Origin of the sequence: Pseudomonas entomophila, from assembly GCF_013523165.1 — a bacterium.
GTDB classification, from domain to species: domain Bacteria; phylum Pseudomonadota; class Gammaproteobacteria; order Pseudomonadales; family Pseudomonadaceae; genus Aquipseudomonas; species Aquipseudomonas entomophila_A.
In genome coordinates this window covers 199,455-224,940 of the sequence record NZ_JAAMQI010000004.1, presented here as the reverse complement: position 1 = coordinate 224,940, position 25,486 = coordinate 199,455, and the positions used below count along the sequence as shown (strand labels likewise).

Here is a 25,486-nt window from a genome sequence, read left to right as displayed (position 1 = left end):
GGCGCGACGAACTATTTAACGCCTAAACGGCCGTTTTCCAAGTCCCTGCGGCGGATGCCTGCTTCATATTTGTAACAGGAAGGTGACCGGGCCATCGTTGACCAGGTGAACCTGCATGTCGGCACCGAAACGGCCACTGCCCACCGGGTCGTGTGCGGCCCGGGCCTGGGCCAGCAGGTAGTCGAACAACTCGGCGCCCAGGGCCGGTGGCGCGGCGCTGGAAAAGCTCGGACGCATGCCGCTTCGGGTGTCCGCAGCCAGGGTGAATTGCGAGACCAGCAGCAGCCCGCCTGCACAGTCCTTGAGCGACAGGTTCATCTTGCCCTGGGCATCGCTGAACACACGGTAGTTGAGCAGTTTGTGCAGCAGCTTGTCAGCGTGCTCGCGCGTATCGTCCGGTTCGACCGCGACCAGGGCCAGCAGCCCCTGATCGATCGCGCCGACCACCTCCCCCGCCACCTCGACCCTGGCCTGACGCACCCGCTGGATCAACGCCTTCATGCTTCGTCCAGCGGCAAGTCGAGCAGGCGACGCGCCATCTGCTCGGCGGCCCGGACCAGCGCGTCGGTGATGCCCGGCTCGGAGGCGGCATGACCGGCGTCCCGGATGACCTTCAGCTCGCTGTTGGGCCAGGCCTGGTGCAGTTCCCAGGCGTTGTCCAATGGGCAGATGACGTCGTAGCGCCCGTGCACGATCACTGCCGGCAGGTGGGCGATCTTGTGGACGTCGCGGATCAGCTGGTTGTCCTCGAGGAAAGCGTCGTTCATGAAGTAGTGGCTTTCGATGCGAGCGATCGACAAGGCGCGCTGCGGCTCGGAGAAGCGGTCGACCACCAGGGGGTTGGGCCTCAGGGTAGCGGTCCGGCCCTCCCAGATCGACCAGGCCTTGGCCGCGTGCATCTGGGCGATCTGGTCATTGCCGGTCAGGCGACGGTGGAAGGCGCTGACCAGGTCGCCGCGCTCTTCGGGCGGGATGGGTGCGATGTAGTCTTGCCAGTAATCGGGGAACAGGCGGCTGGCGCCTTCCTGGTAGAACCACTGGATCTCCTGGGGGCGGCACAGGAAAATGCCTCGCAGGATCAGGCCATGCACACGGTCAGGGTGCGTCTGGGCGTAGGCCAGCGCCAGGGTCGACCCCCACGAACCGCCGAACAGCACCCACTTGTCGATGCCCAGGTGCTCGCGGATGCGCTCGAGGTCTTCGACCAGATGCCAGGTGGTGTTGTTCTCCAGGCTGGCATGCGGCGTGGAGCGCCCGCAGCCTCGCTGGTCGAACGTGACGATACGGTAGACATTGGGGTCGAAGTAGCAGCGACTCTGCGCATCGCAACCCGCGCCAGGCCCGCCATGGATGAAGACCACCGGCAGACCCTCCGGCGAGCCACTCTCGTCGACATACAGCACATGCGGCGCTTCCACGGCCAGGTCATGCCGGGCGTAGGGTTTGATCTGCGGATACAAGGTCTGCATTACGCACTCCGTGTGAGGATTTGGATGGCCATCGCCATCATAAACCCGAATCACGCTTTGAGCATGCGTGCCGTGCACATGCCCTGCAGACGACGCGGCCCGGCCCGGTCCGTCCGCCGGGCGCACCGAAGGGCTCAGTCGAGCCGGGCGATGTCGCGGTCGGCCACGCGCCAGACCAGGCGGGTGGTGTCATAGCCTTGCTGACGGGCCCTGGCCAGCAGCCGTTCACGCTCGACCACCGCCAGCGCGGGCGTGCGCGAGAGGATCCACAGCGACCTGCGGTCGGGGCTGCCGACGATCGCTTGCTGGTAGCGCTCGTCGACATAGAGCACCCAGTATTCGCGCCTCGCCAGGCTGGGTATCAGGTGGGCGAGGCCCCGGTCGAACGCGATCCAGAACCGGTCGGTGCGCTCGGGCGCCTGGCGCCAGGCGCCGCCCTGGGCGCTGCTCCAGCGATCGTCCAGCGTACGGCACCGGTTGAGCACACCCAGCGAGCCATCGGCACGGACGTTGTAGTGGGTTTCGGCTTGGGCACAGTCTTGTTCGAGGCGCAGCGGCAAGTGCGCCAGCTCGAACCATTTGCCCTGGTAACGCTTGAGATCGATGTGGCCTGCCGTGCGCGGCGCCAGGCTGTCCACGGCAGACGCGGCGCAGCCGCCGAGAAGCAGGAGCAGGCCTGCGATCACGCTGGCGCGCAGGCGGCTCACTGGAGCCCCTGCCCTGCGTACATCACCACGCGGTCCGATGCGTACTGCACGCTGATGAAGCGCGTCTCATCGCCCCAGGTGCAGCTGCTGATGCCTAGGGCACCGGAGCACTCGGTCGGCTTGCCGAGCAATTGCTCGACCTGGACACGCGTCATGCCCGCCTTGAGCTTGGCGTAGTTTTCCTGGGTGAGCTTGCTGCAGGCCGCCAAGGCAACGCACAGCGACAAGAGGATGAGGGAACGCAAGGAAGGCATGCACGAGGCTCCTGGAAAAGACACAGGCGGTCGACCTGCAGGGGCCTTGGATGCAGAGAGGACTCATTGGTTCCCGAGGAGGGTGATTTTTGCGAGGGACCTGGGGTGACGAAGCGGCCCATGGCGCTGCATGGTATTGGCTGTCTGGCACTGCACGGGTGCTTGCCGCGCTCATCGCGGGCAAGCCCGCTCCCACAGGGGGCTGAGCCATCCTGTTTCCTGGCTTCCACAAAAGGGCTGAGCCATCTTGCTTCCTGGCTTCCACAAGAGGGCTGAGCCATCCTGCTTCCTGGCAGGCTACATGGCCCCTGTGGGAGCTGGCTTGCCAGCGATAGCCAGGATAGGCACCGCCCGAGCGTCGGTCAGCGGGCGCTCACCGACTCACAGGCCGCTAGAACCGTGAACCCGGCTCCAGCAGGAAGTCCATCTCTTCGCTGGTACTCGGGCGTCCCAGCACCAGGTTGCGGTGCGGGAACCGGCCGAAGCGTTCGATGATGCGTTGGTGCTGCTCGGCATAATCGAGGAAGCCTTCGAACAGCCGGCGTTGGCTGTCAGGCTGCTCGCCGAGCAGGGCCTGATGGCGCTCCACGCTCAACTGCTGCCAGTCGAGCACCTCGGAATGCTCCAGCACCAGCAGCACGAACGCTCGCTGGATCGGCAGCAGCTGGTAATCCCAGTTCTGCTGCAAACCCTGCATGGCCACCACCTGGGCGCGACGATCACCCTCGAACGCACGTGGCGTGTCGCGGTAGATCATGCGCGGCAACTGGTCGAGCAGCAGGATCAGCCCCAGCCAACCCTGCGGACTCTGCTGCCATTCGTCCAGGCCACCGTCCAGCGCCTGCTCGACCCACTCGCCGAAGCGCTCGTGCGCTTCGGCATCGTGGTGCTTGCCGAACCACAGCGTGCTTTTCTCGTCGGCCACGGCCTGGGCACTGGTGCCCCAACCGAACCACCACTCGAGCAACGGCTGCCAAGGTGCGAGCATGGCTTACTCCTTGTGATAGGCCGTGACGCGCTCGACTTCCTGCTTCGAGCCGAGGATCACCGAGACGCGCTGGTGCAGGCTTTCCGGCTGGATGTCGAGGATGCGCTCGAGACCGGTGGTGGAGGCACCGCCTGCCTGCTCGATGATGAACGACATCGGGTTGGCTTCGTACATCAGGCGCAGCTTGCCCGGCTTGGACGGGTCACGGGCGTCGCGCGGGTACATGAACAGGCCGCCACGGGTGAGGATCCGGTGCACGTCGGCCACCATCGAGGCGATCCAGCGCATGTTGTAGTTCTTCTTCAACGGGCCGGTCTCGCCCGCCAGCAGCTCACCCACGTAACGCTGCACCGGCGCTTCCCAGTGACGCTGGTTGGACATGTTGATGGCGAATTCGGCGGTGGTCTCCGGGACCTGGATGTTCTCGTGGGTCAGCACGAAGCTGCCCAGCTCGCGATCCAGGGTGAAACCGATGACACCGTTGCCCAGGGTCAGCACCAGCATGGTCTGCGGACCATAGATGGCGTAGCCGGCCGCCACTTGTTGGGTGCCTGGCTGCAGGAAGGCCTGCTCGTTCAGGGTTTCGTTCTGGCTCAGGTACTCGTTCGGGCACCGCAGCACGGAGAAGATGGTGCCGACCGACACGTTGACGTCGATGTTCGACGAACCGTCGAGCGGGTCGAAGACCAGCAGATAGGCACCTTTCGGGTAGCGGCCCGGGATCTGGTAAGCGTTGTCCATCTCTTCGGACGCCATGCCGGCCAGGTGACCGCCCCATTCGTTGGCTTCGAGCAGGATCTCGTTGGAAATCACGTCGAGCTTCTTCTGCACCTCGCCCTGCACGTTTTCGGTGCCCATGCTGCCCAGCACACCACCCAGGGCGCCCTTGGACACGTTGTGGCTGATCTCCTTGCACGCACGCGCCACCACTTCGATCAGGAAACGCAGATCGGCAGGGGTATTGTTGCTGCGGGTCTGCTCAATCAAATAGCGACTCAGGGTAACGCGGGACATGTGTGGCTCCGGAAGGGAATGGGGTCGATAAACCCATGCAGTCTACAGGGAGTGTCGAAGGCTAGCGAGCTGTCGCCGGCCCGCCCACCCGCGCGATCGCCTGGGCGAAGGGTCAGGTGGAGGGCGAGACAGGGTCCGGCGCATCTGACGACGCGCCGCCTGGGTAGTTCAGCACTCGAGGGGGCAACTGTCCATGCCCCCGCGCCCTTTCCCCTGTCGCGCTCAGTCCAGTGCGTGCCAGATCTCGGCGGCGTACTCACGGATGGTCCGGTCGGAGGAGAACCAGCCCATGTGGGCGGTGTTGAGCACCGCCTTGCGCCACCACGCCTGAGGCTGATGCCAGAGCGCCTCGACCTGGCGCTGGGCATCCCAGTAGGCGTCGAAGTCGGCGCAGACCAGGAACCGATCGTAAGCCACCAGCGAATCGACCAGGCCGATGTAACGCGACGGATCGTCCGGGGAGAACACACCACCGCGGATGGCCTCGAGCACGTCGCTGAGCCGACGCGAGGCCGCGATCGCCTGGCTGGCGCCGAAGTCGCCGCTGCGGCGGCGCGCCTCCACCTGCTGGGCCGTCAGGCCGAAGATGAACAGGTTGTCCATCCCGACCTGCTCGCTCATTTCGACGTTGGCGCCATCGAGGGTGCCGATGGTCAGGGCCCCGTTGAGGCCGAACTTCATGTTGCTGGTGCCCGAGGCTTCGTAGCCGGCGGTGGAAATCTGCTCGGACAGGTCGGCCGCCGGAATGATGCTTTCGGCCAGGCTGACGTTGTAGTTGGGCAGGAATACCACCTTCAACAGGCCGCGCACGGTCGGGTCGTTGTTGACCACCCGGGCGATGTCGTTGGTCAGCTTGATGATCAGCTTGGCCTGGTGATAGCTGGCCGCCGCCTTGCCGGCGAAGATCTTCACCCGCGGCGCCCACTGGGTTTCCGGCTCGGCGCGCATGGCCTGGTACAGCGCCACGGTGTGCAGCAGGTTGAGCAATTGGCGCTTGTACTCGTGGATCCGCTTGACCTGGACGTCGAACAACGCCTCCGGGTTGACGGTGACGCCGACGCGCTCCTGGATGATGCTGGCCAGGGCACGCTTGCTGTGCAGCCGCTGCTCGGCGAACTGGCGACGGAAGGCGGTCTTTTCAGCGAACGGTGCCAGGTCGACCAGGCGCCGCTGTGGGTCGTCCTTGAAGTCCGGCCCCAGTGCTTCCACGAGCATGTCGGTCAGTTGCGGATTGGACTGGTATAGCCAGCGGCGGAAGGTCACGCCATTGGTCTTGTTGTTGATGCGCTCCGGGTAGAGCCGGTGCAAGTCGGCGAACACCGTGTTGCGCATCAGCTTGGTGTGCAGCGCCGAGACGCCGTTGACGCTGTGCGAGCCCAGGAACGCCAGGTTGCCCATGCGCACCCGGCGGCCGTTATCTTCCTCGATCAGCGAGACGGCGCGCAGCAGTTCGAAGTCGTGCAGCCCTTTGGCGCGCACGGCATCGATGTGGTAGGCGTTGATCAGGTAGATGATCTGCATGTGCCGCGGCAGCATGCGCTCCATCAGCGACACCTGCCAGGTCTCCAGCGCTTCGGGCAACAGGGTGTGGTTGGTGTAGGCCAGGGTGTTGACGGTCAGGTCCCAGGCCGTGTCCCACGGGATCTCGTGCAGGTCGACCAGCTGGCGCATCAGCTCGGCCACGGCGATCGACGGGTGCGTGTCGTTGAGCTGGATGGCCGCCGCATCGGGCAGGTTCAGCAGGGAGTCGTGCATGGTCAGGTGGCGACGCAACAGGTCCTGCAGCGACGCCGAGACGAAGAAATACTCCTGGCGCAGGCGCAATTCCTGACCGGCCTCGGTGCTGTCGGCCGGGTACAGCACGCGCGAGATGCTCTCGGCACGCGCGACTTCGGCCACGGCGCCCAAGTGGTCACCGGCGTTGAAGCGCTCCAGGTGCAGCTCCTCCAGCGCCCGTGCACGCCACAGGCGCAAGGTGTTGACGCTGGCACCACGCCAGCCGACGACAGGCGTGTCATAGGCTACGGCACGCACCGTTTCACCCGGTGTCCAGATCTGCCGCTGCTGGCCCTCGGCATCGGTGACGGTTTCGACACTGCCTCCGAAGCTGATCGGGTAGATCACCTCGGCGCGCTCGAACTCCCACGGGTTGCCGAAATCCAGCCAGTTCTCGGTCTGCTCCTGCTGCCAGCCATCGACCAGCGCCTGCCGGAACAGGCCATGCTCGTAGCGGATGCCATAACCGTGGGCAGCGATGCCCAGGGTCGACATGCTCTCCATGAAGCACGCCGCCAGGCGCCCGAGGCCGCCGTTGCCCAGCGCCGCATCGGGCTCGAGCAGGCGGATGCGTTCCAGGTCCACGTCCAGGCCGTCCATCGCCTCACGGGCAATGTCCAGCAGGCCGAGGTTGTTGAGGCTGTCGTACAGCAGCCGGCCGATCAGGAACTCCAGTGAGAGGTAATACACGCGCTTCTGGCTGCGTCGGTAGGCCTGACGGGTATGGTCCATCCAGTGATCGACCATGTGATCGCGTGCGGCCAGCGCGACCGCCTCGAACCAGTCATGCTCGAAGGCATGCTCCGGGTCCTTGCCGACCGCATAGGTCAACTTATCCAGTACAGCGGCGCGGAATGCCGCCACCTCCGCGTCACGCGTATTGAGATCCTGAGACATACACCGTCCTCGAGCCAGCCGACTAACATGCGATGAAAAGAGTGAGCCTAGACGCTTCGACACATCCAGCCAGGCTCGGTTCGAGTTTCTTGCAGGGCGGTCAACCGGCGAAAGGTTGTTCACTTATTGAGCGATTTCGGTATGATCGCGCGCCCACCCCGCCTGACCTTGCCTATCCTGATGAAACCGACCCTGATTGCCGCCGCCGAAGTGGACCGCCTGGACACCTGGCAACGTTACGCCAGCCACATGTGTGGTGGCTGCCATTCCACCTGCTGCACGCTGCCGGTGGAAGTGAAGATCCGCGACCTGATCCGCATTGGCGTGGTGGACGAGTTCGAGAAGGACGAGCCACCGAAGAACGTGGCCAAGCGCCTGCAGAAGGACGGCATCGTCGAGCGTTTCAATCAGAAATCCGGCATCTTCACCCTGACCCGCATGAGCAACGACGACTGCCTGTACCTGGACAGAAAGAGCCGCCTGTGCACCATCTATGACAAGCGCCCGGACACCTGCCGCAATCACCCGCGGGTAGGTCCGCGGCCAGGCTACTGCGCCTACAAGCCAAAGGCTGCGACGCGCTGACCCTGCCACACGAGAGGGAGTGGCCATCGCCTGGAGACGGGCGCCGGCTGCCAGACACCGGGCATCTGGCGGTGCTCGCAAACAATAATCGATTGCCTATACTATGCCGCCGCTCACTTCCTTCGGAAGGATCAGGCGTGCGGCGAAGGCGACCGGAGATGCCTTCGTCAAGCGTGGCAGCTGCGTCGCGTGCTCGCTTCGTCACCACGGGGTTTCACATCGTCCAGGGCAGGAAGGCGTTACATGTGGGATGGCAGCGTTACGTTCGGTGATTCATGGGCAGGTTATATCGGGCGCACCGATCAAAACAGTGCCCATTCGCATGTTGCCATCCAGCTCTGTATCGGACTTGGCCATGACATCACGCTCGAGCTGCCCGATCGCCTGCTGCATGCACCCGGCGTCATCATTGGCCCGAACGTCGAGCATCGCGCCATACCGGGTCCACATGCGGTCGCATTCATCTACGTCAGCCCCGACATCGCCCTTGGCCGTGCCTTGAGCGCGCTGCTCGACGACAGTATCGCCCTGGCCAGCGACGCGCTCATCGAGTGCTTTCGTACAGCAGACTCTCTTCCCGGCGCCATCGAGTCGCTCGAGCGCCTGCTCGCCATCGACACCCCCATGGACCAGCGACTGCGAAAAGCCTTGCACCTGCTCCGCCAGGATCGTAGTGGCCCAGGTTGCGTCACGCGGGTAGCACAAGCGGTCGGCCTGTCGGGCCCACGCTTGCGCTGCGTGGCTACCCGGCAACTGGGTGTCTCGCTGTCGCAATGGCTCATCTGGCACAAGCTCGAACGGGCCTCCCGATCTCTCGCCAATGGCGCCACCCTCTCCGATGCAGCGATCGAGGGCGGCTTTGCCGACCAAGCACACCTCGCGCGCATGATGCGACGAATGATTGGCATGACGCCCAGCACAGCGGCGTCGGTGTTGAGAAATACAAGCGTTTCGTTCAAGACGCCATGATGTCATCGCGCCAATATGCGTCGCGTTCGACTCACCTGAACTTCTGATACCGAAGACTGTCCGCCGCGACATTCGAAAACGGCCTGGAGGTGAGTGTTCGCGCACATGCCATGGATAGCCTCGTCTTTGCCTGGCAAGGCGCACAGACCTTTTCTTAGACGAGTCCGCAGGAAGCGACCCCATGTCAGACCCTCAGAAGCTTACCATCCTCCTGACAGGAGGGGCCGGGGTGCTCGGCGAATCGTTGATCGACCGACTGGCGAACGATCATCACCTCATTTGTCTGGCGCGCAAGAGTCGTATTCTTCATCCCAAGGTTGAGTCGATCCAGGGCGATATTTGCTTACCGCGGCTTGGTCTTGACGAGGCGACCCATGAGCGTCTCCTGTCTCAGGTGGACTGGGTCATCCATGCCGCCGCCATTACACGGCTGGATGGCGAAATCGATCAGATCTTTTCAGTCAATTACCTAGGCACCGAGCACGTCGTGCGGTTCGTGCAGCAAGCGGGCGTTCCGCTTTATCACATCAGTACGGCATTTACTCATCCCTGCGAGTATGCAGATGGGGTTCAGACGGAAACGCCTTACGAGGTCGCCAAGCGGCAGGCCGAGGTATTGGTGCGCACGTCAGGCATCGATGTCTCGATATTCCGCCCATCGATCATCATCGGCGATGCCAACACGGGGCGCATGCCCAACTTCCAAGGCTTTCACATGACCATGGGGCTGATGATGTCGGGCTTCTTGCCCATCGTGCCCTGCCCTGAGGAAGGCCATGTCGACCTGATCGCTCGTGATGTTGCAGCCCAGGCCATTGCCAATGCATTGGCGCGCAGACTGATCGGCGAGGATTACTACCTCACCAGTGGCCATGGTGCGTTGAGGCTGACCAGCCTGCTGGACCTGATGTGTCAGTCCATGCACAGCCAGGCCGCGCCCTTCACCCGCCCACGCTGCATGGCACCCGATGTCTACGAGCGGCTGGTACGTCCGGTGTTCCTGCCTGCGCTGAGCGAGAACGTGCGCGCTGCGCTGGGACGCGCGCATCAGTTATGTCGCTATGCCAGCCTCGTCCAGCCACTGCCCAGCTCCCTGGCTGAACTGTTGACGCCTGAGCAATGGGCGGCACGTGACGTCAGCCGCGAGCTGCTGCTGTCGCTGAACCACTTGGCGCCCAAGCTCGGCGCATTGACGCGCATGCTCAGGCAGCCAGCGCCAACCAGTGCCTCAGCCCTCTCGGAGGCCCTGCAATGAACCCGGTGCCGAGCGAGAAGATTCCAGCCTTCACTGAGCCGCCATCAGTCGAGCAATGCTTTCGTCAATACGTCAACGCTGGCTATGCACGATTGGCTTCCTTGATGAACTTGCCCGTCGAACAGTCGAGCCAGGGCGTCTACATCGAGGACGACCAGGGACGTCGTTACCTGGATGTCGGCGGGTACGGGGTGTTTTTCCTGGGGCACGGCCACCCGACCGTAGTAGCCGCCGTCACACGACAATTGCAGCGTAACGCCTTGGCGAGCAAGGTGCTGCTCAACCCCGAGCAGGCATTCGCCGCACAAGCGCTGGCGGCCGTGTGCCCTGGCGATCTGCAATATGTGTTCTTTTGCAACTCTGGCACCGAAGCCACCGAGGCTGCGCTGAAACTGGCCCGGGTCAATGGTTGCCGCCGCGTGCTATCGACCGAAGGCGGGTTCCATGGCAAAACGCTGGGGTCTCTTGCCGTCACCGGCAGAGAAAGCTACCGCGCGCCCTTCGATGGCCTGATCGGGCAGCACGCGTTCGTGCCTTATGGCGATGCACGTGCGTTGGAACAGACACTGGCACGAAGCGCCGAGCGGGCCTGCGTGATCCTCGAGCCGGTTCAAGCCGAGGCCGGCGTGATCCTGCCGCCACCAGGCTACCTGGCCGAAGTGCGTGCGCTCTGCGATCGGTACGACGCCCTGCTGATCTTCGACGAGATTCAGTCCGGACTCGGGCGCACGGGGCGCTGGTGGGCCTGCGACCATGAACAAGTGGCGCCTGACATCATGCTGGTCGGCAAGAGCCTTTCAGGGGGTTGCGTACCTGTGGCGGCAATGGTCGCCACGCCTACGGTCTATGCACCCTTCAACCGCAATCCGACGCTCCACACCACGACCTTTGGCGCCAACCCGTTGGCCATGGCAGCTGTACGCGCCACGTTGCAAGTGATGCAACAGGACGGCCTGGTCGAGCGTGCGCAGACGCTGGGTCAGCACCTGCATGCGCGCCTGTTCGACCTACTCGATCGTATGGGGCTCGACGACCGCGTGCACCTTCGCAGTGCCGGGCTGCTGCTGGGCTTGGAGTTCGAGGAGGCCTCGGTGGCTGCAGACATGGTCATGGCCTTACTCGAACAACGCATCATCGTCTGCCATTCGCTCAACGACCATCGTGTGATCCGCCTCACCCCTTCCCCACTGCTGAGCGCCGAGGACTGCCACTGGCTGGTCGAGGGCTTTGGCCGGGCATTGGCCGCCTGCGTACCAACCCATCGAACACTGGAGTCCGTATGAAAGAAGTCACCGTCCACGCCCACATTCCCCACGCCTGCGCAGATGAGGTGTTTTCCGTCATTCGCGACTTTGGCAACTACATGACGCTGTGCGACTCGGTCAGAAGCATCGTCGTCGAGCCGGTAGATGACCAGGTTTCGCTGACTTCCTGGGAGGTCAATTTCCACAGCGGCATCCTCAAATGGCAAGAGCGCGACACCTTCGACACCGAGCGACGCACGATCCATTTCGAGCAGATCGCAGGCGATGTCGATCATTTTTCGGGCAGCTGGCACGTCATGACCGAGGGCAAGGACACACTCGTGCACTTTCAGTCGCACTTCGATCTGGGTCTGCCGATGTTGGCCGACATGCTCGATCCAGTGGCGCAAAAGGCCATCCGGGACAACATCCATTCGATCATTACCGGCTTGTTCCCAACAAGCCACGTGAAGGCTTGACCCCATGACCCTGTCCTTGCTGAACCCTGCCCGTGCTGCGCTCGAGCGCTATGCACCCGAGTTCGATGCGCGCCTGGCCGCTCTCGAGTTCGCCCAGCGCGAATCACCTACCAGCGATGTGATCGGACTGTTCAAACGGCATGGGCCGGTCGGCCTGCTGGTCGCGACCGCAGCCGGTGGCCAAGGGGCAAGCGTCGCTGACGCTGTGCATGTGCAGATCGCGCTGGGCGCTCGCTCGCCCTCCCTGGCCGTGGCCAGCACCATGCACCAGTTCTCGGTCGCCAGCCTGTTGGCGCTCACCCAGGACGGTAGCGGTGCCGAAGGGCTGCTGCTGGCCGCGATCGCCCAGAATCGTCTGCTGTTGTCATCGGGGTTCGCCGAAGGTCAATCCGGCGCCGGCATCCTGGACTCGAACATGCGTGCTCGGGCCGTGCCCGAGGGTGTGCGACTGACCGGCAGCAAGAAGCCCTGCTGCCTTGGCGAGTCCATGGACCTGCTCACCGCCAGCTATACGCGCCAGGGTGTCGATGGCGAGGAACTGATGGTCGCGCTGATACCGGCCAATGCCTCCGGAATCAGCCGTCATGCGTTTTGGCACAACGCTGCACTGGGCGCAGCCCAGAGTATCGAGGTGCGTCTGGATGATGTTCTGGTGCCTGAGCGGATGCTGTTTTCAGCCGGCTACAAGCATCGACTCGGCGATGTGCAGATGATCGGTTTCGTCTGGTTCGAACTGCTGATCACCGCCTCTTATGTCGGCGCCTGCGCTGGCCTGATCGAGCGCGTTGTCGAGGCAGAGCGCTGGACAGCGCATCACCGCGTCGAACTGGCGGCCAAGCTGCAGTTGGCCATGAGCGCGCTGGAAGGCCTGGCGCAAGACGTCGAACGCCGACCCCAGGATCTGGCAGGTGTGCTCGCACGCCTGCTGCTAGTGCGCTACGGCATCGAGCAATTGCTCATCGAGATGTCCGACCAGGCCCACTCGATGCTGGGTGGCCTGGCCTTCATCACCAGCGCCGACAGTTCCAACGGCCTGCTGGCCTGCCGTGGACTGCAGTTCCATCCCCCTGCCCGTCTGTCGATGGCACACAACCTCGATACCTACCTTTCTCACTCAACCTTCAGCATCGCCGGAGTGCATCCATGAACCTGCAAGGCAAGATCGTCGTCCTCACGGGTAACAGCCGCGGCCTTGGCCAGGCGACCGCCATCAAACTCAAGCAACTGGGCGCGACGGTCATCGGTCTGGACATTCTGCCGCCTCTGGCAAACGACGGGCTGGATGCGTTCTATCAAGTCGACCTGGCGAACCGTGCGGCGGTATCTGCCGTGGTCGCCTCGCTGACTGCCGATGTCGGCGACATCGACATCCTCGTCAACAACGCGGGCACGCTGACCTTGGAGCGCGCTGAAACCGGCATCACCCCAGACGTGACTCGGGCGCTCGACATCAATCTGTTCGCGCCTTGGCAGCTGGTCTCCGAGCTGCTGCCGGGGTTGCTGCGAAAACGCGGCAAGGTCGTCAATGTATCTTCGCTGTTCGCATTGGTGAACGCCCCCTACGTCGCCGCCTACGCCACCAGCAAGCGCGCACTGGCGGCCTATTCGGACGTGCTGCGCATGCAGTACCGTGGGCAGCTGGACATTGTGACCGTCTTCCCAGGCTTCATCGATACCGCCATTCACGTACCGGCACAGCGGGTCGGGTTGTCCGTCAAGCGCTTGGTCACCTTCAAATCCGGCGAGCGGACGTTGCTGTCGCTGGAAGAAACGCTCGACGCGGCTTCCGATGGGCTGGTGCGGGCCTGTACCCGCAAGGGGTTGCGCAACCGCGGGTTGACGTTCATGGGCACGCTGGCGATGTACACCGCCCGGATCGTGCCCAGCGTGGTCGATGCCTTCATCGCCCTGCGGCTGCGCACCCTGACCCGTGGCGGTCATCTGGTGCTCAAGCCCGAATTGATCGACTGACCGCAGCCATGGCCGTCGCACTCAAACCGCCCTTGCGCCTCGACCGTGCGCTCTTCAAGCCGCGATCGAGCGAGTCGGCGCTGATCGTCGCCTACGCCTTGTCGCTCTACCTGGTGCCGCTGGGGCTTTTCGTATTCCTTGCCGGCGGCGGCTCGACAGGTCGGATGCTGCTGTGCTCACCTTTGTTGGCGGTGGCGGGTTATGGATTGTTCTTGCTGGCGATCCTGGGTCATGAAGGCTTTCACTTCAATCTCAGCCGTAACGCACTGCGCAGTTGCTACCTGGGCGTTTGGGTCAGCTCGTCACTTCCAGGCTTCTGCGTCACCGGTTACTTCGTCGACCACTGGCAGCATCATCGCCATAGCAACAGTGACCAGGATCCGGACTATCGACTGTTCTCGCGCTATCGCACGCTCGTGAGCCGGATCACCCTGTCACGCCTGGTCGCCACGCTACGGTACCTGCTGGCCACCGGCAAACTGGCGTTCGGCCCCCTGGCCACGCCATCGCCGCTTCCCATGCAGGCCCTTGAAGTTCGTCGCCTGGCGCGTTGCAACCTGATCGGCCAGGTGAGTTGGCTGAGCGTGTACGGCTTGGCGACCTTTCAATTCGACGGCCTCCTGACCGGCGTAGCCGTAGCCTTGACGGTGGCCTTTCTGGTGTCGGCAATGAATGCCTATCAGGAGCATGCCTTCAGTTCTGACCATGATGCGCCGCCTGCGCGCTCGCGCACCTCGCGCCTGAGCACGTGGCTGCATGCTGGAGCGAACTATCACCTGGAGCACCACCTTTATCCGAGTGTGCCCTGCTGGCGCCTGCCACGCGTGCATCGACAACTGATCGAACAGGGCTGGTACGCCGACAAGCAGCATTTGCTCGAACCCGGTTTTCTCAGGGCGTTCCGGTATGCCTCGGGACGCCACCCCTACAGCGCAAGACACTGACCCCAACCTCATGGACAACGTGCCTGACCATCAGGCCGCAGGAGCACCTATGTCGTTCGACATCGATAGCCACATCGCGCATGAGCGCGAGCAACTGTTCACGCACCCCTTGTTTGCAGGCATTCGCACTGTCGAAGACGTGCGCACGCTGATGGAAATCCATGTGTTTGCAGTCTGGGACTTCATGACGCTACTCAAGCGCATCCAGCGTGACCTTACATGCGTGAACCTGCCTTGGGTGCCGCCTACGCACATCACGGCAGCGCGCCTGATCAACGAGATCGTCGTGGGCGAGGAAACCGACGAGCACCCTGACGGTGGCTTCATCAGTCACTTGGACCTTTACCTGATCGCCATGGAAGAAATCGGCGCCGACACATCGGTATTCCGCCGCTTCCTGGCCACCATCCAGTCTGGCGAGTCCCTGGCCAAAGCCCTTGCCGACCCGCGCATTCCACTGCCGGCGAAGGTCTTCGTCTGTCAGACGCTCGACGTGGCGCAGCACGGTGCTACCGAGGCGGTCTTGGCGTATTTCTTCTTCGGTCGTGAAGACATCATCCCCGACATGTTCGGGGGACTGCTCAAGGAATGGTCGGTCAGCGAGGCCGATGCCCCTATGTTCACTTACTACCTCAAGCGCCATATCGAGATGGACGGTGATGATCATGGGCCGGCCGCCAAACGCATCATCGCGGAGATCGTCACCACGCCAGAGCAGCACCGCAATATGGTCGAGAACGCTCGCAGCGCGATCGTCTCGCGAATTGCGTTGTGGGACGGTGTCCAGCACCTGATGGGACAAGCCGCGCCAGCAACGCGTCCCCATGAGACCCACGCTCGGCTCGCCGTCAGCGTCTGATCGCCTCGTGACGCTCGACGTCACGGCACCTTCCATGTGCATGGAGTACGCAAGACATGACCCAGGGTAAGCTCATCAAGCTGACGCTCTGTGCAGGCGTGATCGGCGGCCTGCTGTTGCTAGGCTGGCAACGGTGGGCTTATGCCAAGGCCTATGTCAGCACCGACAATGCCGAGCTCGACGGTGTGATCATTCCGGTCCGCGCCAAGCTCTCCGGCGTGGTGACACAGGTGCCGGTCGCCGACAATATGCCAGTGGCCACCGGTGACCTGCTGTTTCAGGTCCGCGACAGCGAGTACCGCCAGCAGCTTGCGCAGCGCCAGGCCCATTGGCAAGCACTGCGTGTGACAGCTGGCCAGGATGGCAGCCCAGGCCAGTTGGACAGCCAGATCCTGGGTGCCATGGCGCGACGTCAGGCGGCCGAGGCCGCTCTGGCGCAGTCGCACGCGACCCTCGAGCAGGCGCGCAACGATTACCAGCGTGCCCGTCGCCTTCACGCCCAGGGCGCAACCAGCACTCAGGACCTGGAGACGATCAAGGCGCGATTCGATGCGTTGAATCACGCTCAGGAGGTGGCACGGGGCAACTCGCGCGCCGCCGCTCAGAACACGTTGGCCAATCAGGCCGAACTCAAGGCACAGGACTACCGCATCACCGCAGCCCGGGCCGAACTCGAGCTTGCACGGATCCGGCTCGAAGACACCCGGCAGACAGCGCCACTGCCCAGCATCGTGTCCAAGAAAGAGGTGGAACCTGGTCAGTACGTGGTGGCCGGTCAGAAGCTGATGAGCCTGATCGGCATCGAACCGTTGTGGATCACGGCCAATTTCAAGGAAACCCAGGTCGGGCGTGTGCGTATCGGACAAAAGGCTCGAATCACGGTGGATGCGTTCCCTGACACGACCTTTGCCGGGACGGTACAGAGCTTGGCGCCTGCCACAGGCGCACGGTTCTCGTTATTGCCACAGGAAAACGCGACCGGCAACTTCACCAAGGTCGTCCAGCGCGTCCAAGTGCGAATCGCGCTGGACGACGTTCCAACCTCGTACAGTCGTTTGCTGAGCCCTGGCATGAGCGCCTTCGTCGAGGTCGAGGCGCATGAGCCAGATGGTGCAGTGCCATGAAGTCGCCGTACCTGATCGCCTTTACGGTGACGCTGGTGTCGATGATGGAGTTGCTGGACGTCACCATCGTCAACGTCGCCATTCCCAGCCTGATGGGCAGCTACGGCGCATCGGTCGATGAGATTTCGTGGGTTTCGACCGGCTATGTGGTAGCCAACGTCGTGATTCTGCCGGCCAGCGGCTGGCTCTCGGCCTGGTTCGGTCGACGTCGCTACTACCTGGTCTCGACAGCCACTTTCGTAGTCGCGTCACTGGGGTGCGCGATGTCCAACGAGCTCTGGCAACTGGTGGGCTTTCGAGTGCTGCAAGGGCTGGCCGGCGGCGGCTTGCTGGGGATCTCGCAAGCCATCATCTACGACGTGTTCCCCAAGGAAAAAGTCAGCACGGGCATGGCGCTGTACGGCGTTGGCGTGATGATGGGGCCGACCCTGGGACCGAGCGTCGGCGGTTACCTGATCGACGCGCTGTCGTGGCACTGGATATTTCTGATCAACCTGCCGATCGGCGCGGTCGCCCTGCTGCTGTGCTGGCTGTGCATCACCGACTCGGCCAATGAGCGCAAGCCCAGCCAGGTCGACTACAGCGGCTTCTGCCTGTTGGCCGTTGGCGTCGGCAGCTTGCAGATCCTGCTGGAGCGCGGCGAACACTGGGACTGGTTCGAGTCGGACTGGACAGTGGCGTGCTTGTTGCTGAGCACCTTCAGCCTGCTGGGGTTCTTCTGGTGGGAACGACGGGCGGCCCAGCCGATCGTGAACGTCGCGCTGTTTCAGGACCGTGAATTCCTGATGGGGTGCATATGCGCTTTCTGCGTCGGCTTCGGCCTGTACAGCACACTGTTCATGGTGCCGCTGTTCCTGCAGACGCTGCTCCAGCAAAGCGCCTACCAGAGCGGGCTGGTAATTTTCCCAGGCGCTGTGGCCAGCGCCATCAGCACCCTGGTCATCGGCAAGCTTTCGCAAGAGAACAAGATCGACGAACGCGTGTTCGTGACCTTGGGCATCGCCCTGTACTGCTATGCGATGTACCTGCATACGCAGTTCACCCTGGCGAGCAACCCCGACACGCTCTACTGGCCGCTGGTCATCCGTGGCCTGGGGTTGGGCATGATCTTCGTGCCACTGACCAACCTGGCCATGCGCCGACTGCCAGTGCACCTGGTCTCGGGAGGCTCTGGCGTGCTCAACCTGATGCGCCAGTTGGGCGGCAGCGTCGGTATCGCCATCGCCGCCACCTTGCTGACGCGCTATGCCTGGGAGCGCTATCGCCTGCTCTCCGAGCATGTCACCGAGTCAGCGCTGGTGGCGGGAGGCTGGGGCGGTACCGCCAAGGATCCGCTGTTCCTGTCACTGGGCCTGTCAGGCCAGCAGTCGATCGTCCTGATGCCTTATCTGGAGGCGCGCGAGCAGGCGCAGATGCTGGCCTTCAGCATGCTGTTCGGCACCTTGGGAGCCGTCATGGCAATCGGTCTTCCCATGGTGCTGCTCATGCGTCGCAGCACCCTTGCCCGCTAGCCATTCGATGGAGCCATCCCGTGCGTATTCCCAGGCTTTACCCTGACTTCTCCTCCTCGCTGGTCCTGCTCGGTGGGCTGACATTGTCCTTGGTCTGGTCGCCGGCATCGGGCAGCGACCTGTATGCGCTTTACCAGCGCGCGCTCACCCATGACATGGCATTGGCCGCCGTGCAGGCCCAGACCGCCGCGACGGCAGAGCAACAGGTGCAACGTCGTGCCGATCTGCTGCCCAGCCTTTCGGCCACCGGAGGCGCCGCCTGGGTCGATGCGCAGGAGAGCGATCACTATCGACGTAACCGCGATCATTCCAGTGCCTATGCGGTCGTGCTGACTCAACCGCTGCTGCGCTGGCAGAACGTGATCGCCCACGACCAGAGCAAACTGCTGGTGAGCGCGGGTGAGATAGAGGTCGAGCAGGCGCGTCAGGACCTGATGCTGCGTGTATCGCGCGCCTATTTCGACGTTCTGTTGGCTCAGGAAGTTCTGGAAACGCGTGCGCGACAGCTACGCACGCTGGTCCAGCAGCGCGCGCGAATCCAGCGCTTGCTGAACGAAGGAGCTACTACCGAGAACGCGCTGGCACAGGTTCAGGCCCGTCATGACGGAGCCCAGGCCGACCAGATCGCTGCCCGAGGGCAACTGGACCTGGCCATCGAAGCACTGGCGCAGTTGACCGCCAGCCGCCGCATGCCGTTGGCCAGCCTTGGCCATGACATTCGTTTCCAGACGCCGGAGCCGGCGTCGATGGATGCCTGGGCACGCCAGGCGCAGACCAGCAGCCTGGCTGTCCAGGCCGCCGAGCTCGCCCAACGTACGGCGCACATGGGCATCGAGCGTGAGCGCGCCGGGCACTTGCCGACGGTCGATCTGATTGCCGCCCACGGGCGCTTTTCTGCCGTAGGCGGCGACCTGTACGACGTGACCTTGCCAGAGGCACGCTACCGCCAGACGGTGGTCGGCCTCAAACTGGACATTCCGCTGTACGCCGGCGGGCGCACCATGAGTCAGGTTCGCGAAGCGCAGGCACTGGAATACAAAGCCCGCGACAGACTGGAAGAAGCGCGCCGCACGGCGGCCCTAAGCGCGCGTCAGGCTTACCTGCGCGTCACCAGTGGCCTGAGTCGCTACCAGGCACTCAGGCAGGCGCTGGTGTCGAGCGAGGCCAACCTGAGCGCGGTGACTCACGAGTTCGAGGCCGGTGCACGCCTCGATACCGACGTACTCGATGCCCAGCAGCGTGTCAGCGACACCCGCCAGCGGCTGGCCGAGCAGCGTCACACCGTACTCATGGCCCAGCTCGAGCTGCTGGCCTCCAGCGGGAGCCTGGACGATGCCAGCCTGCGTCGTGTGAGTGATTGGCTGCAGTGAACGCCTACGCGCCCTGAGCGCCGCCTGTCGAACCCTGGCGTCTGGCTTGCGCCAGAATGCAGAACGCCCGGTGCAGAGCACCGGGCGTTCAGGGACCTGTGGGTCCGATGGCCTGGGCACCGCTCCCTTTCAGGACCGGCACCCTACCAAGCCAATCAGTTCTTGGCTTTCTTGGCAGCGCGGGTACGCTCGCCTTCGTCGAGGATCTTCTTGCGCAGACGGATCGACTTCGGCGTCACTTCGCACAGCTCGTCTTCCTGGATGTATTCCAGCGCCTGTTCCAGGGTGAAGCGAACCGGCGGCACCAGGGCGATGACTTCGTCTTTACCCGAAGCACGCATGTTGTCGAGCTTCTTGCCCTTGGTCGGGTTGACGCCCAGGTCGTTGTCGCGGCTGTTCTGACCGATGATCTGGCCGCCGTAGATTTCCTGGCCATGCTCGACGAACAGCTTGCCGCGCGCTTGCAGGGTTTCCAGCGAGTAGGTCAGGGCCTTGCCGGTCTCGACCGAAACCAGAACGCCGTTGAGGCGACCGGACATGTGGCCGGACTTCACGTTGTCGTAGCGATCGAAGATCGAGGTCAGGATGCCTGCACCGTTGGTCAGGGTCAGGAACTGGTTACGGAAGCCGATCAGACCGCGAGCCGGGATGTTGTATTCCAGGCGCACACGACCCTTGCCATCCGGGACCATGTTGGTCAGGTCGCCCTTACGCAGGCCCATCTCTTCCATGACCTTGCCCTGGGATTCCTCAGGGATGTCGATGGTGACGTTTTCGAACGGTTCCTGCTTGGCGCCGTTCACTTCGCGGATGATCACTTCCGGACGGCCCAGGGCCAGTTCGAAGCCTTCGCGACGCATGGTTTCGATCAGTACCGACAGGTGCAGCTCGCCACGGCCCGAGACCTTGAACTTGTCTGGGGAATCGGTTTCTTCAACGCGCAGGGCCACGTTGTAGAGCAGTTCCTTGTCCAGACGGTCCTTGATGTTGCGGCTGGTGACGAACTTGCCTTCTTTGCCGCAGAACGGCGAATCGTTGACCTGGAAGGTCATGGAAACGGTCGGCTCGTCGACGGTCAGCGGCTTCATCGCCTCGACGGCAGTCGGGTCGCACAGGGTGTCGGAGATGAACAGCTCGTCGAAACCGCTGATGCAGACGATGTCGCCGGCCTGGGCTTCCTCGACGTCCACACGGTGCAGACCGTGGTGGCCCATCAGCTTGAGGATACGGCCGTTACGCTTCTTGCCGTCGGCATCGATGGCAACGACCGGAGTGTTCGGCTTGATGCGACCACGGGCGATGCGGCCGACGCCGATGACGCCGAGGAAGCTGTTGTAGTCCAGCGCGGAGATCTGCATCTGGAACGGGCCGTCACGGTCGACCGCTGGGGCAGGCACGTGATCGACGACCGCTTGGTACAGCGGGGTCATGTCTTCGGCCATGGCGGTGTGGTCCAGACCGGCGATGCCGTTCAGGGCCGAGGCGTAGACGACCTGGAAGTCCAGTTGCTCGTCGGTGGCGCCGAGGTTGTCGAACAGGTCGAAGATCTGGTCCAGAACCCAGTCAGGACGCGCGCCCGGACGGTCGACCTTGTTGATCACGACGATCGGCTTGAGGCCGGCTTCGAAGGCTTTCTTGGTCACGAAGCGGGTTTGCGGCATCGGGCCGTCTTGAGCGTCGACCAGCAGCAGCACGGAGTCGACCATCGACATCACACGCTCCACCTCGCCACCGAAGTCGGCGTGGCCGGGGGTGTCGACGATGTTGATGTGGTAGCCGTTCCAGTTGATGGCGGTGTTCTTCGCCAGAATGGTGATGCCGCGCTCTTTTTCCTGGTCGTTGGAGTCCATGACGCGCTCGTCATTGAGCTCGCCGCGCTCCAGGGTGCCGGACTGACGCAGCAGCTTGTCGACGAGGGTGGTCTTGCCATGGTCGACGTGGGCGATGATGGCGATGTTACGCAGATTTTCGATCACAACTGTATCTCGATCAGAGGATTCGGTCGCCGCCCAGTGTAGGCGGCCAATAAGAACAAACAGTGCTCAGCAGGCCCGTTGGTCGGGAGGGCGATGGCGGATACTGCCGCCATACAGCCCCGGCGTCTTATGTCGGACGATAAACACGCACATTGGCATGTCCCTCACTGAGCAGGTGATGCGCATGCAGGCGGCTCATGACGCCTCTGTCGCAATAAAGCAGGTACTGCCGGTTGGCATCGAGCTGCTTGAACCGGTTGTTGATCGCGTAGAACGGCAACGCCTGAACCTCGATGCCGTCGAGCAGCAGCGGCGCGTCTTCCTGGGCATCGGGGTGGCGGATGTCGAGGACGATCTGGCCGGGCAGCGCCTCGCCGACCTCCTCGACCGCCACGTCCTTGCCCAACTCGTCGATGACGTTGTCGATCGAGATGAAGCGGGCGCGTTCCAGGGCGCGCTCGAGCACCGCCATGTCGAATTCCTGCTCCTCACGCACCACGCGGTGCGGCTTGGCGCAGGTGGTCGGGTTCACCGAGATCACGCCGCAGTATTCGGGCATGTGCTTGGCGAACTCGGCGGTACCGATCTGGTAGGCGGTGTCGATGATGTCTTGCTTGTGGCTGGCCAGCAACGGGCGCAGGACCAGCTTGTCGGTGGCCTGGTCGATGATCGCGAGGTTCGGCAGGGTCTGACTCGACACCTGGGAGATCGCCTCGCCGGTGACCAGCGCGTCGATCTGCAGCCGCTCGGCGATGGTGGCCGAGGCACGCAGCATCATGCGCTTGAGGGTCACGCCCATGTAGCTGTCGTCGACCTTGCCGAGGATCTCGCCGACCACTTCCTCGAACGGCACGCTGACGAACAGCACGCGCTGGCTGCTGCCGAACTTCTTCCACAGGTAGTGGGCGACTTCCATCACGCCCAGCTCGTGGGCGCGCCCACCCAGGTTGAAGAAGCAGAAGTGGGTCATCAGGCCGCGGCGCATCATCTGGTAGGCGGCGACCGTGGAGTCGAAGCCGCCGGACATCAGCACCAGGGTCTGCTCCAGAGCACCCAGCGGATAGCCGCCGATGCCGGGGTGACGGGTGTGCACGATGAACAGGCGCTGGTGACGGATCTCCAGGCGCACTTCCACCTCGGGGTGCTTGAGGTCGATGCCGGCGGCGCCGCACTGCTGGCGCAGCTGGCTGCCGACGTAGCGGTCGACGTCCATCGAGGTGAAGTCATGATGCCCGGCACGCTTGCAGCGCACCGAGAAACGCTTGCCGGCCAGCAGCGGGCCGAAATGCGCGCGGCACTTGTCGACGATGTCGTCGAAGTCGCCCAGCGGGTATTCCTCGACCTGCAGGAAATGCGCGATACCCGGCATGCAGCTCATGCGCTCGACCATCTCGCGCTGGAGCTTTTCGTCCTCGACCTGGGTGTTGACCTCGAGATTGTCCCAGACACCATCGACCGACAGCGCCGGATCCAGGTCCTTGAGCACAGTACGGATGTTCTTGCCAAGCTGGCGGATGAAGCGCTTGCGCACCGGCCGGCTCTTGATGGTGATCTCTGGGAAGACTTTGACGATAAGTTTCATGAAAGCGGTGCGCGCATGCCTGCCGAAAATGAGGGGCGCGAATTATAGCGGAAATGCCTGAGGATTTGAGCAACTTTTGTACAAACGGTTTGCCACGCCCCAATTTGGTGCGACCATTTGAAATCTTGCCTCCAAAGGGTGCGCGTCCAACCGCACACATCGGCCTAATGCCGCGCTCAGGCATGCAGGTGGCGCTGACTGGCCATTTTCGGGCACTGGCATGCAATTTGCTCCCTTGTGAGGCAGGTAAGCTTGGCCGACTATGCGGGCCCAGCGACACCCTTTTCCAGGGCAGCGGCCTACCGCGTCCTAGACCATCCGGAGGACAACATGTCGAAGTCGGTTCAACTCATCAAAGATCATGACGTCAAGTGGATTGATCTGCGTTTCACGGACACCAAAGGCAAGCAGCAACACGTCACCATGCCAGCTCGCGATGCGCTGGAAGACGACTTCTTCGAAGCTGGCAAGATGTTCGACGGCTCCTCCATCGAGGGCTGGAAAGGCATTGAAGCGTCCGACATGATCCTCCTGCCGGATGACAGCACCGCCGTGCTGGACCCGTTCACCGAAGAGCCGACCCTGATCCTGGTCTGCGACGTGATCGAGCCGTCCACCATGCAAGGCTACGACCGCGACCCACGTGCCATCGCCCGTCGCGCCGAGGAATACCTCAAGTCCACCGGCATCGGCGACACCGTGTTCGTCGGCCCGGAGCCTGAGTTCTTCATCTTCGACGAAGTGAAGTTCAAGTCCGACATCTCCGGCTCGATGTTCAAGATCTACTCCGAGCAGGGTTCCTGGATGACCGACCAGGCCGTCGAAGGCGGTAACAAGGGCCACCGTCCAGGCGTCAAGGGTGGCTACTTCCCGCTGCCGCCGGTCGACCACGACCACGAAATCCGCACCGCCATGTGCAACGCCCTGGAGGAAATGGGCCAGATCGTCGAAGTTCACCACCACGAAGTGGCGACCGCCGGTCAGAACGAAATCGGCGTGAAGTTCAACACCCTGGTGGCCAAGGCCGACGAAGTCCAGACCCTGAAGTACTGCGTGCACAACGTCGCCGACGCCTATGGTCGTACCGCGACCTTCATGCCAAAGCCGCTGTACGGCGACAACGGCTCGGGCATGCACGTGCACATGTCGATCTCCAAGGACGGCAAGAACACCTTCTCCGGTGAAGGCTATGCCGGCCTGTCCGACACCGCCCTGTACTTCATCGGCGGCATCATCAAGCACGGCAAGGCCCTGAACGGCTTCACCAACCCGGCCACCAACTCCTACAAGCGTCTGGTGCCAGGCTTCGAAGCGCCGGTCATGCTGGCCTACTCGGCACGCAACCGCTCGGCCTCGATCCGTATCCCGTACGTGTCCAGCCCGAAGGCCCGTCGTATCGAAGCGCGCTTCCCGGACCCGGCGGCCAACCCATACCTGTGCTTCGCCGCTCTGCTGATGGCGGGCCTGGACGGCATCCAGAACAAGATTCACCCAGGCGACGCCGCCGACAAGAACCTGTACGACCTGCCGCCAGAAGAGGCCAAGCAGATCCCGCAGGTCTGCGGCAGCCTGAAAGAAGCCCTGGAAGAGCTGGACAAGGGCCGCGCCTTCCTGACCAAGGGCGGCGTCTTCTCCGACGACTTCATCGATGCCTACATCGAGCTGAAGTCCGAAGAAGAAATCAAGGTGCGCACCTTCGTGCACCCACTGGAGTACGACCTGTACTACAGCCTGTAATGCACTGACGTCCTGACGTCGAGTCATACGAAACGGCCTCCTCTGGAGGCCGTTTTTCATTTTCCGATCGCTATTTGGGAAGCGTCTGACTTGAGCGCCTGGGCACAAAGAGCAGACTCGACGTCTTGCCCCCCGGAGACGCTCCCATGCGCCCTACCCTGCTCCTGCCGCTGATCCTGACTGCCTTCGCCAGTGTCTCCTCTGCCACGCCCGTCGAATCGAGACTGGAACCCCTATTGGACCTCATCGAGCGCAGGCTGGACATTGCCGAAGCCGTCGCCTTGCACAAGTGGGACCTTGGACAACCCGTTCAGGACGATGAGCGCGAGCGACAGATCATCGCCAGCGTGCGCCGTGAAGCGCCAAAGCATGGGCTGGATCCCGACCGGGCAGAAGCGTTCTTCGTCAATCAGATAAACGCCGGAAAGCTGATCCAGCTGATCCTGCTGGACCGTTGGAGGAACAGCCAACAGGCGCCCAACACGCCGCGCCAAGACTTGCGCACCGAGCTGCGACCTCAACTCGACGCCTTGCAGCACGAACTGCTACGCAGCTTTGCTCTCTTCGAAAAACCCGATGCCGTAGCCTGCGAACCGTGGTTGGGTCACGCAACGATTTCCCGCTCGAACGACATCCTCCGACAAGCGGCGCTCGGCGTTGCCACCCTGCAACTGTGCGAAGAGGCCTGATACAGTCGATGCTCTAATTTGGTGCGCTTCACCCGAGGGCCAGGGCACGCGCACTCTTTTATGGGGCACTCATCGGGAGAACACTG

At 63.1% G+C, this 25,486-nt stretch carries 23 protein-coding genes; 14 read left to right on the top strand and 9 right to left on the bottom strand.

Features of this window, described 5'->3' with window-relative positions; translation table 11 throughout:
* Positions 1–63: 63 nt before the first annotated feature.
* The 7 genes from dtd to G7Z99_RS04955 form a co-directional block, all read right to left on the bottom strand.
* A complete protein-coding gene (dtd, locus tag G7Z99_RS04985; RefSeq protein WP_181092479.1) occupies positions 64–501 on the bottom strand; it encodes a D-aminoacyl-tRNA deacylase in 438 nt (145 codons plus the stop codon).
* Positions 498–1,469, bottom strand: a complete 972-nt coding sequence (gene pip, locus G7Z99_RS04980; RefSeq protein ID WP_181092478.1) for a prolyl aminopeptidase — start codon at positions 1,467–1,469, stop codon at positions 498–500. Before pip ends, dtd begins: the two co-directional genes overlap by 4 nt.
* Before the next feature lie 134 nt (positions 1,470–1,603).
* Positions 1,604–2,176 (bottom strand): lipocalin family protein, encoded by a 573-nt coding sequence (locus G7Z99_RS04975; protein WP_181092477.1) that lies wholly within the window; start codon positions 2,174–2,176, stop codon positions 1,604–1,606.
* Positions 2,173–2,430 carry an outer membrane protein assembly factor BamE domain-containing protein gene (gene bamE / locus G7Z99_RS04970; RefSeq protein WP_181092476.1) on the bottom strand — a complete coding sequence of 86 codons (258 nt, stop codon included), beginning with the start codon at positions 2,428–2,430 and terminating at the stop codon, positions 2,173–2,175. The genes G7Z99_RS04975 and bamE overlap by 4 nt, the downstream gene beginning before the upstream one ends.
* A gap of 391 nt (positions 2,431–2,821) precedes the next feature.
* Positions 2,822–3,418, bottom strand: a complete 597-nt coding sequence (locus tag G7Z99_RS04965; protein ID WP_181092475.1) for a DUF924 family protein — start codon at positions 3,416–3,418, stop codon at positions 2,822–2,824.
* A 3-nt stretch (positions 3,419–3,421) separates the two neighbouring features.
* Positions 3,422–4,432: a class 1 fructose-bisphosphatase gene (locus G7Z99_RS04960; protein ID WP_181092474.1), complete on the bottom strand. Its 1,011-nt coding sequence runs from the start codon at positions 4,430–4,432 to the stop codon at positions 3,422–3,424.
* 222 nt (positions 4,433–4,654) lie between these two features.
* Positions 4,655–7,105 carry a glycogen/starch/alpha-glucan phosphorylase gene (locus tag G7Z99_RS04955; RefSeq protein WP_181092473.1) on the bottom strand — a complete coding sequence of 817 codons (2,451 nt, stop codon included), beginning with the start codon at positions 7,103–7,105 and terminating at the stop codon, positions 4,655–4,657.
* Positions 7,106–7,285: 180 nt separating this feature from the next.
* Between G7Z99_RS04955 and G7Z99_RS04950 the strand changes: the two genes are divergently transcribed.
* The 12 genes from G7Z99_RS04950 to G7Z99_RS04895 all read left to right on the top strand — a co-directional run bounded on the left by G7Z99_RS04950 (position 7,286) and on the right by G7Z99_RS04895 (position 19,416).
* Positions 7,286–7,690: a YkgJ family cysteine cluster protein gene (locus G7Z99_RS04950; protein WP_060395248.1), complete on the top strand. Its 405-nt coding sequence runs from the start codon at positions 7,286–7,288 to the stop codon at positions 7,688–7,690.
* A gap of 243 nt (positions 7,691–7,933) precedes the next feature.
* Positions 7,934–8,659 (top strand): AraC family transcriptional regulator, encoded by a 726-nt coding sequence (locus tag G7Z99_RS04945; RefSeq protein WP_181092472.1) that lies wholly within the window; start codon positions 7,934–7,936, stop codon positions 8,657–8,659.
* A 181-nt stretch (positions 8,660–8,840) separates the two neighbouring features.
* Complete coding sequence (locus tag G7Z99_RS04940; RefSeq protein ID WP_181092471.1) at positions 8,841–9,914, top strand: SDR family oxidoreductase; 1,074 nt, start codon at positions 8,841–8,843, stop codon at positions 9,912–9,914.
* A 104-nt stretch (positions 9,915–10,018) separates the two neighbouring features.
* On the top strand, positions 10,019–11,197 hold the full coding sequence (locus tag G7Z99_RS04935) for an aspartate aminotransferase family protein (RefSeq protein ID WP_258196956.1): 1,179 nt from the start codon (positions 10,019–10,021) through the stop codon (positions 11,195–11,197).
* Positions 11,194–11,637, top strand: a complete 444-nt coding sequence (locus G7Z99_RS04930; protein WP_181092469.1) for a type II toxin-antitoxin system RatA family toxin — start codon at positions 11,194–11,196, stop codon at positions 11,635–11,637. Before G7Z99_RS04935 ends, G7Z99_RS04930 begins: the two co-directional genes overlap by 4 nt.
* Positions 11,638–11,641: 4 nt before the next feature.
* Positions 11,642–12,784: an acyl-CoA dehydrogenase family protein gene (locus G7Z99_RS04925; protein ID WP_181092468.1), complete on the top strand. Its 1,143-nt coding sequence runs from the start codon at positions 11,642–11,644 to the stop codon at positions 12,782–12,784.
* Positions 12,781–13,608, top strand: a complete 828-nt coding sequence (locus G7Z99_RS04920) for an SDR family NAD(P)-dependent oxidoreductase (protein ID WP_181092467.1) — start codon at positions 12,781–12,783, stop codon at positions 13,606–13,608. Before G7Z99_RS04925 ends, G7Z99_RS04920 begins: the two co-directional genes overlap by 4 nt.
* Before the next feature lie 98 nt (positions 13,609–13,706).
* Positions 13,707–14,552 carry a fatty acid desaturase family protein gene (locus G7Z99_RS04915; protein ID WP_258196955.1) on the top strand — a complete coding sequence of 282 codons (846 nt, stop codon included), beginning with the start codon at positions 13,707–13,709 and terminating at the stop codon, positions 14,550–14,552.
* Between the two features lie 49 nt (positions 14,553–14,601).
* Complete coding sequence (locus G7Z99_RS04910) at positions 14,602–15,411, top strand: DUF3050 domain-containing protein (protein ID WP_181092465.1); 810 nt, start codon at positions 14,602–14,604, stop codon at positions 15,409–15,411.
* A 56-nt stretch (positions 15,412–15,467) separates the two neighbouring features.
* Complete coding sequence (locus tag G7Z99_RS04905; protein ID WP_181092464.1) at positions 15,468–16,535, top strand: HlyD family secretion protein; 1,068 nt, start codon at positions 15,468–15,470, stop codon at positions 16,533–16,535.
* On the top strand, positions 16,532–18,046 hold the full coding sequence (locus tag G7Z99_RS04900) for a DHA2 family efflux MFS transporter permease subunit (RefSeq protein ID WP_181092463.1): 1,515 nt from the start codon (positions 16,532–16,534) through the stop codon (positions 18,044–18,046). Before G7Z99_RS04905 ends, G7Z99_RS04900 begins: the two co-directional genes overlap by 4 nt.
* A gap of 20 nt (positions 18,047–18,066) precedes the next feature.
* Positions 18,067–19,416: a TolC family outer membrane protein gene (locus G7Z99_RS04895; RefSeq protein ID WP_181092462.1), complete on the top strand. Its 1,350-nt coding sequence runs from the start codon at positions 18,067–18,069 to the stop codon at positions 19,414–19,416.
* Between the two features lie 155 nt (positions 19,417–19,571).
* Here G7Z99_RS04895 and typA read toward each other — a convergent pair whose 3' ends face one another.
* Together typA and thiI are read right to left on the bottom strand one after the other, a co-directional pair.
* Positions 19,572–21,392, bottom strand: coding sequence for a translational GTPase TypA (gene typA / locus G7Z99_RS04890; RefSeq protein WP_181092461.1), 1,821 nt, complete (start codon positions 21,390–21,392; stop codon positions 19,572–19,574).
* Positions 21,393–21,519: 127 nt separating this feature from the next.
* Positions 21,520–22,974 (bottom strand): tRNA uracil 4-sulfurtransferase ThiI, encoded by a 1,455-nt coding sequence (gene thiI, locus G7Z99_RS04885; RefSeq protein ID WP_181092460.1) that lies wholly within the window; start codon positions 22,972–22,974, stop codon positions 21,520–21,522.
* Between the two features lie 330 nt (positions 22,975–23,304).
* Between thiI and glnA the strand changes: the two genes are divergently transcribed.
* Complete coding sequence (glnA, locus tag G7Z99_RS04880; RefSeq protein ID WP_181092459.1) at positions 23,305–24,711, top strand: glutamate--ammonia ligase; 1,407 nt, start codon at positions 23,305–23,307, stop codon at positions 24,709–24,711.
* Positions 24,712–24,857: 146 nt separating this feature from the next.
* The gene (locus G7Z99_RS04875) at positions 24,858–25,400 is read left to right on the top strand and encodes a chorismate mutase (RefSeq protein WP_181092458.1); all 543 of its coding nucleotides are present in this window, start codon (positions 24,858–24,860) and stop codon (positions 25,398–25,400) included.
* The last annotated feature ends 86 nt before the right edge of the window (positions 25,401–25,486 follow it).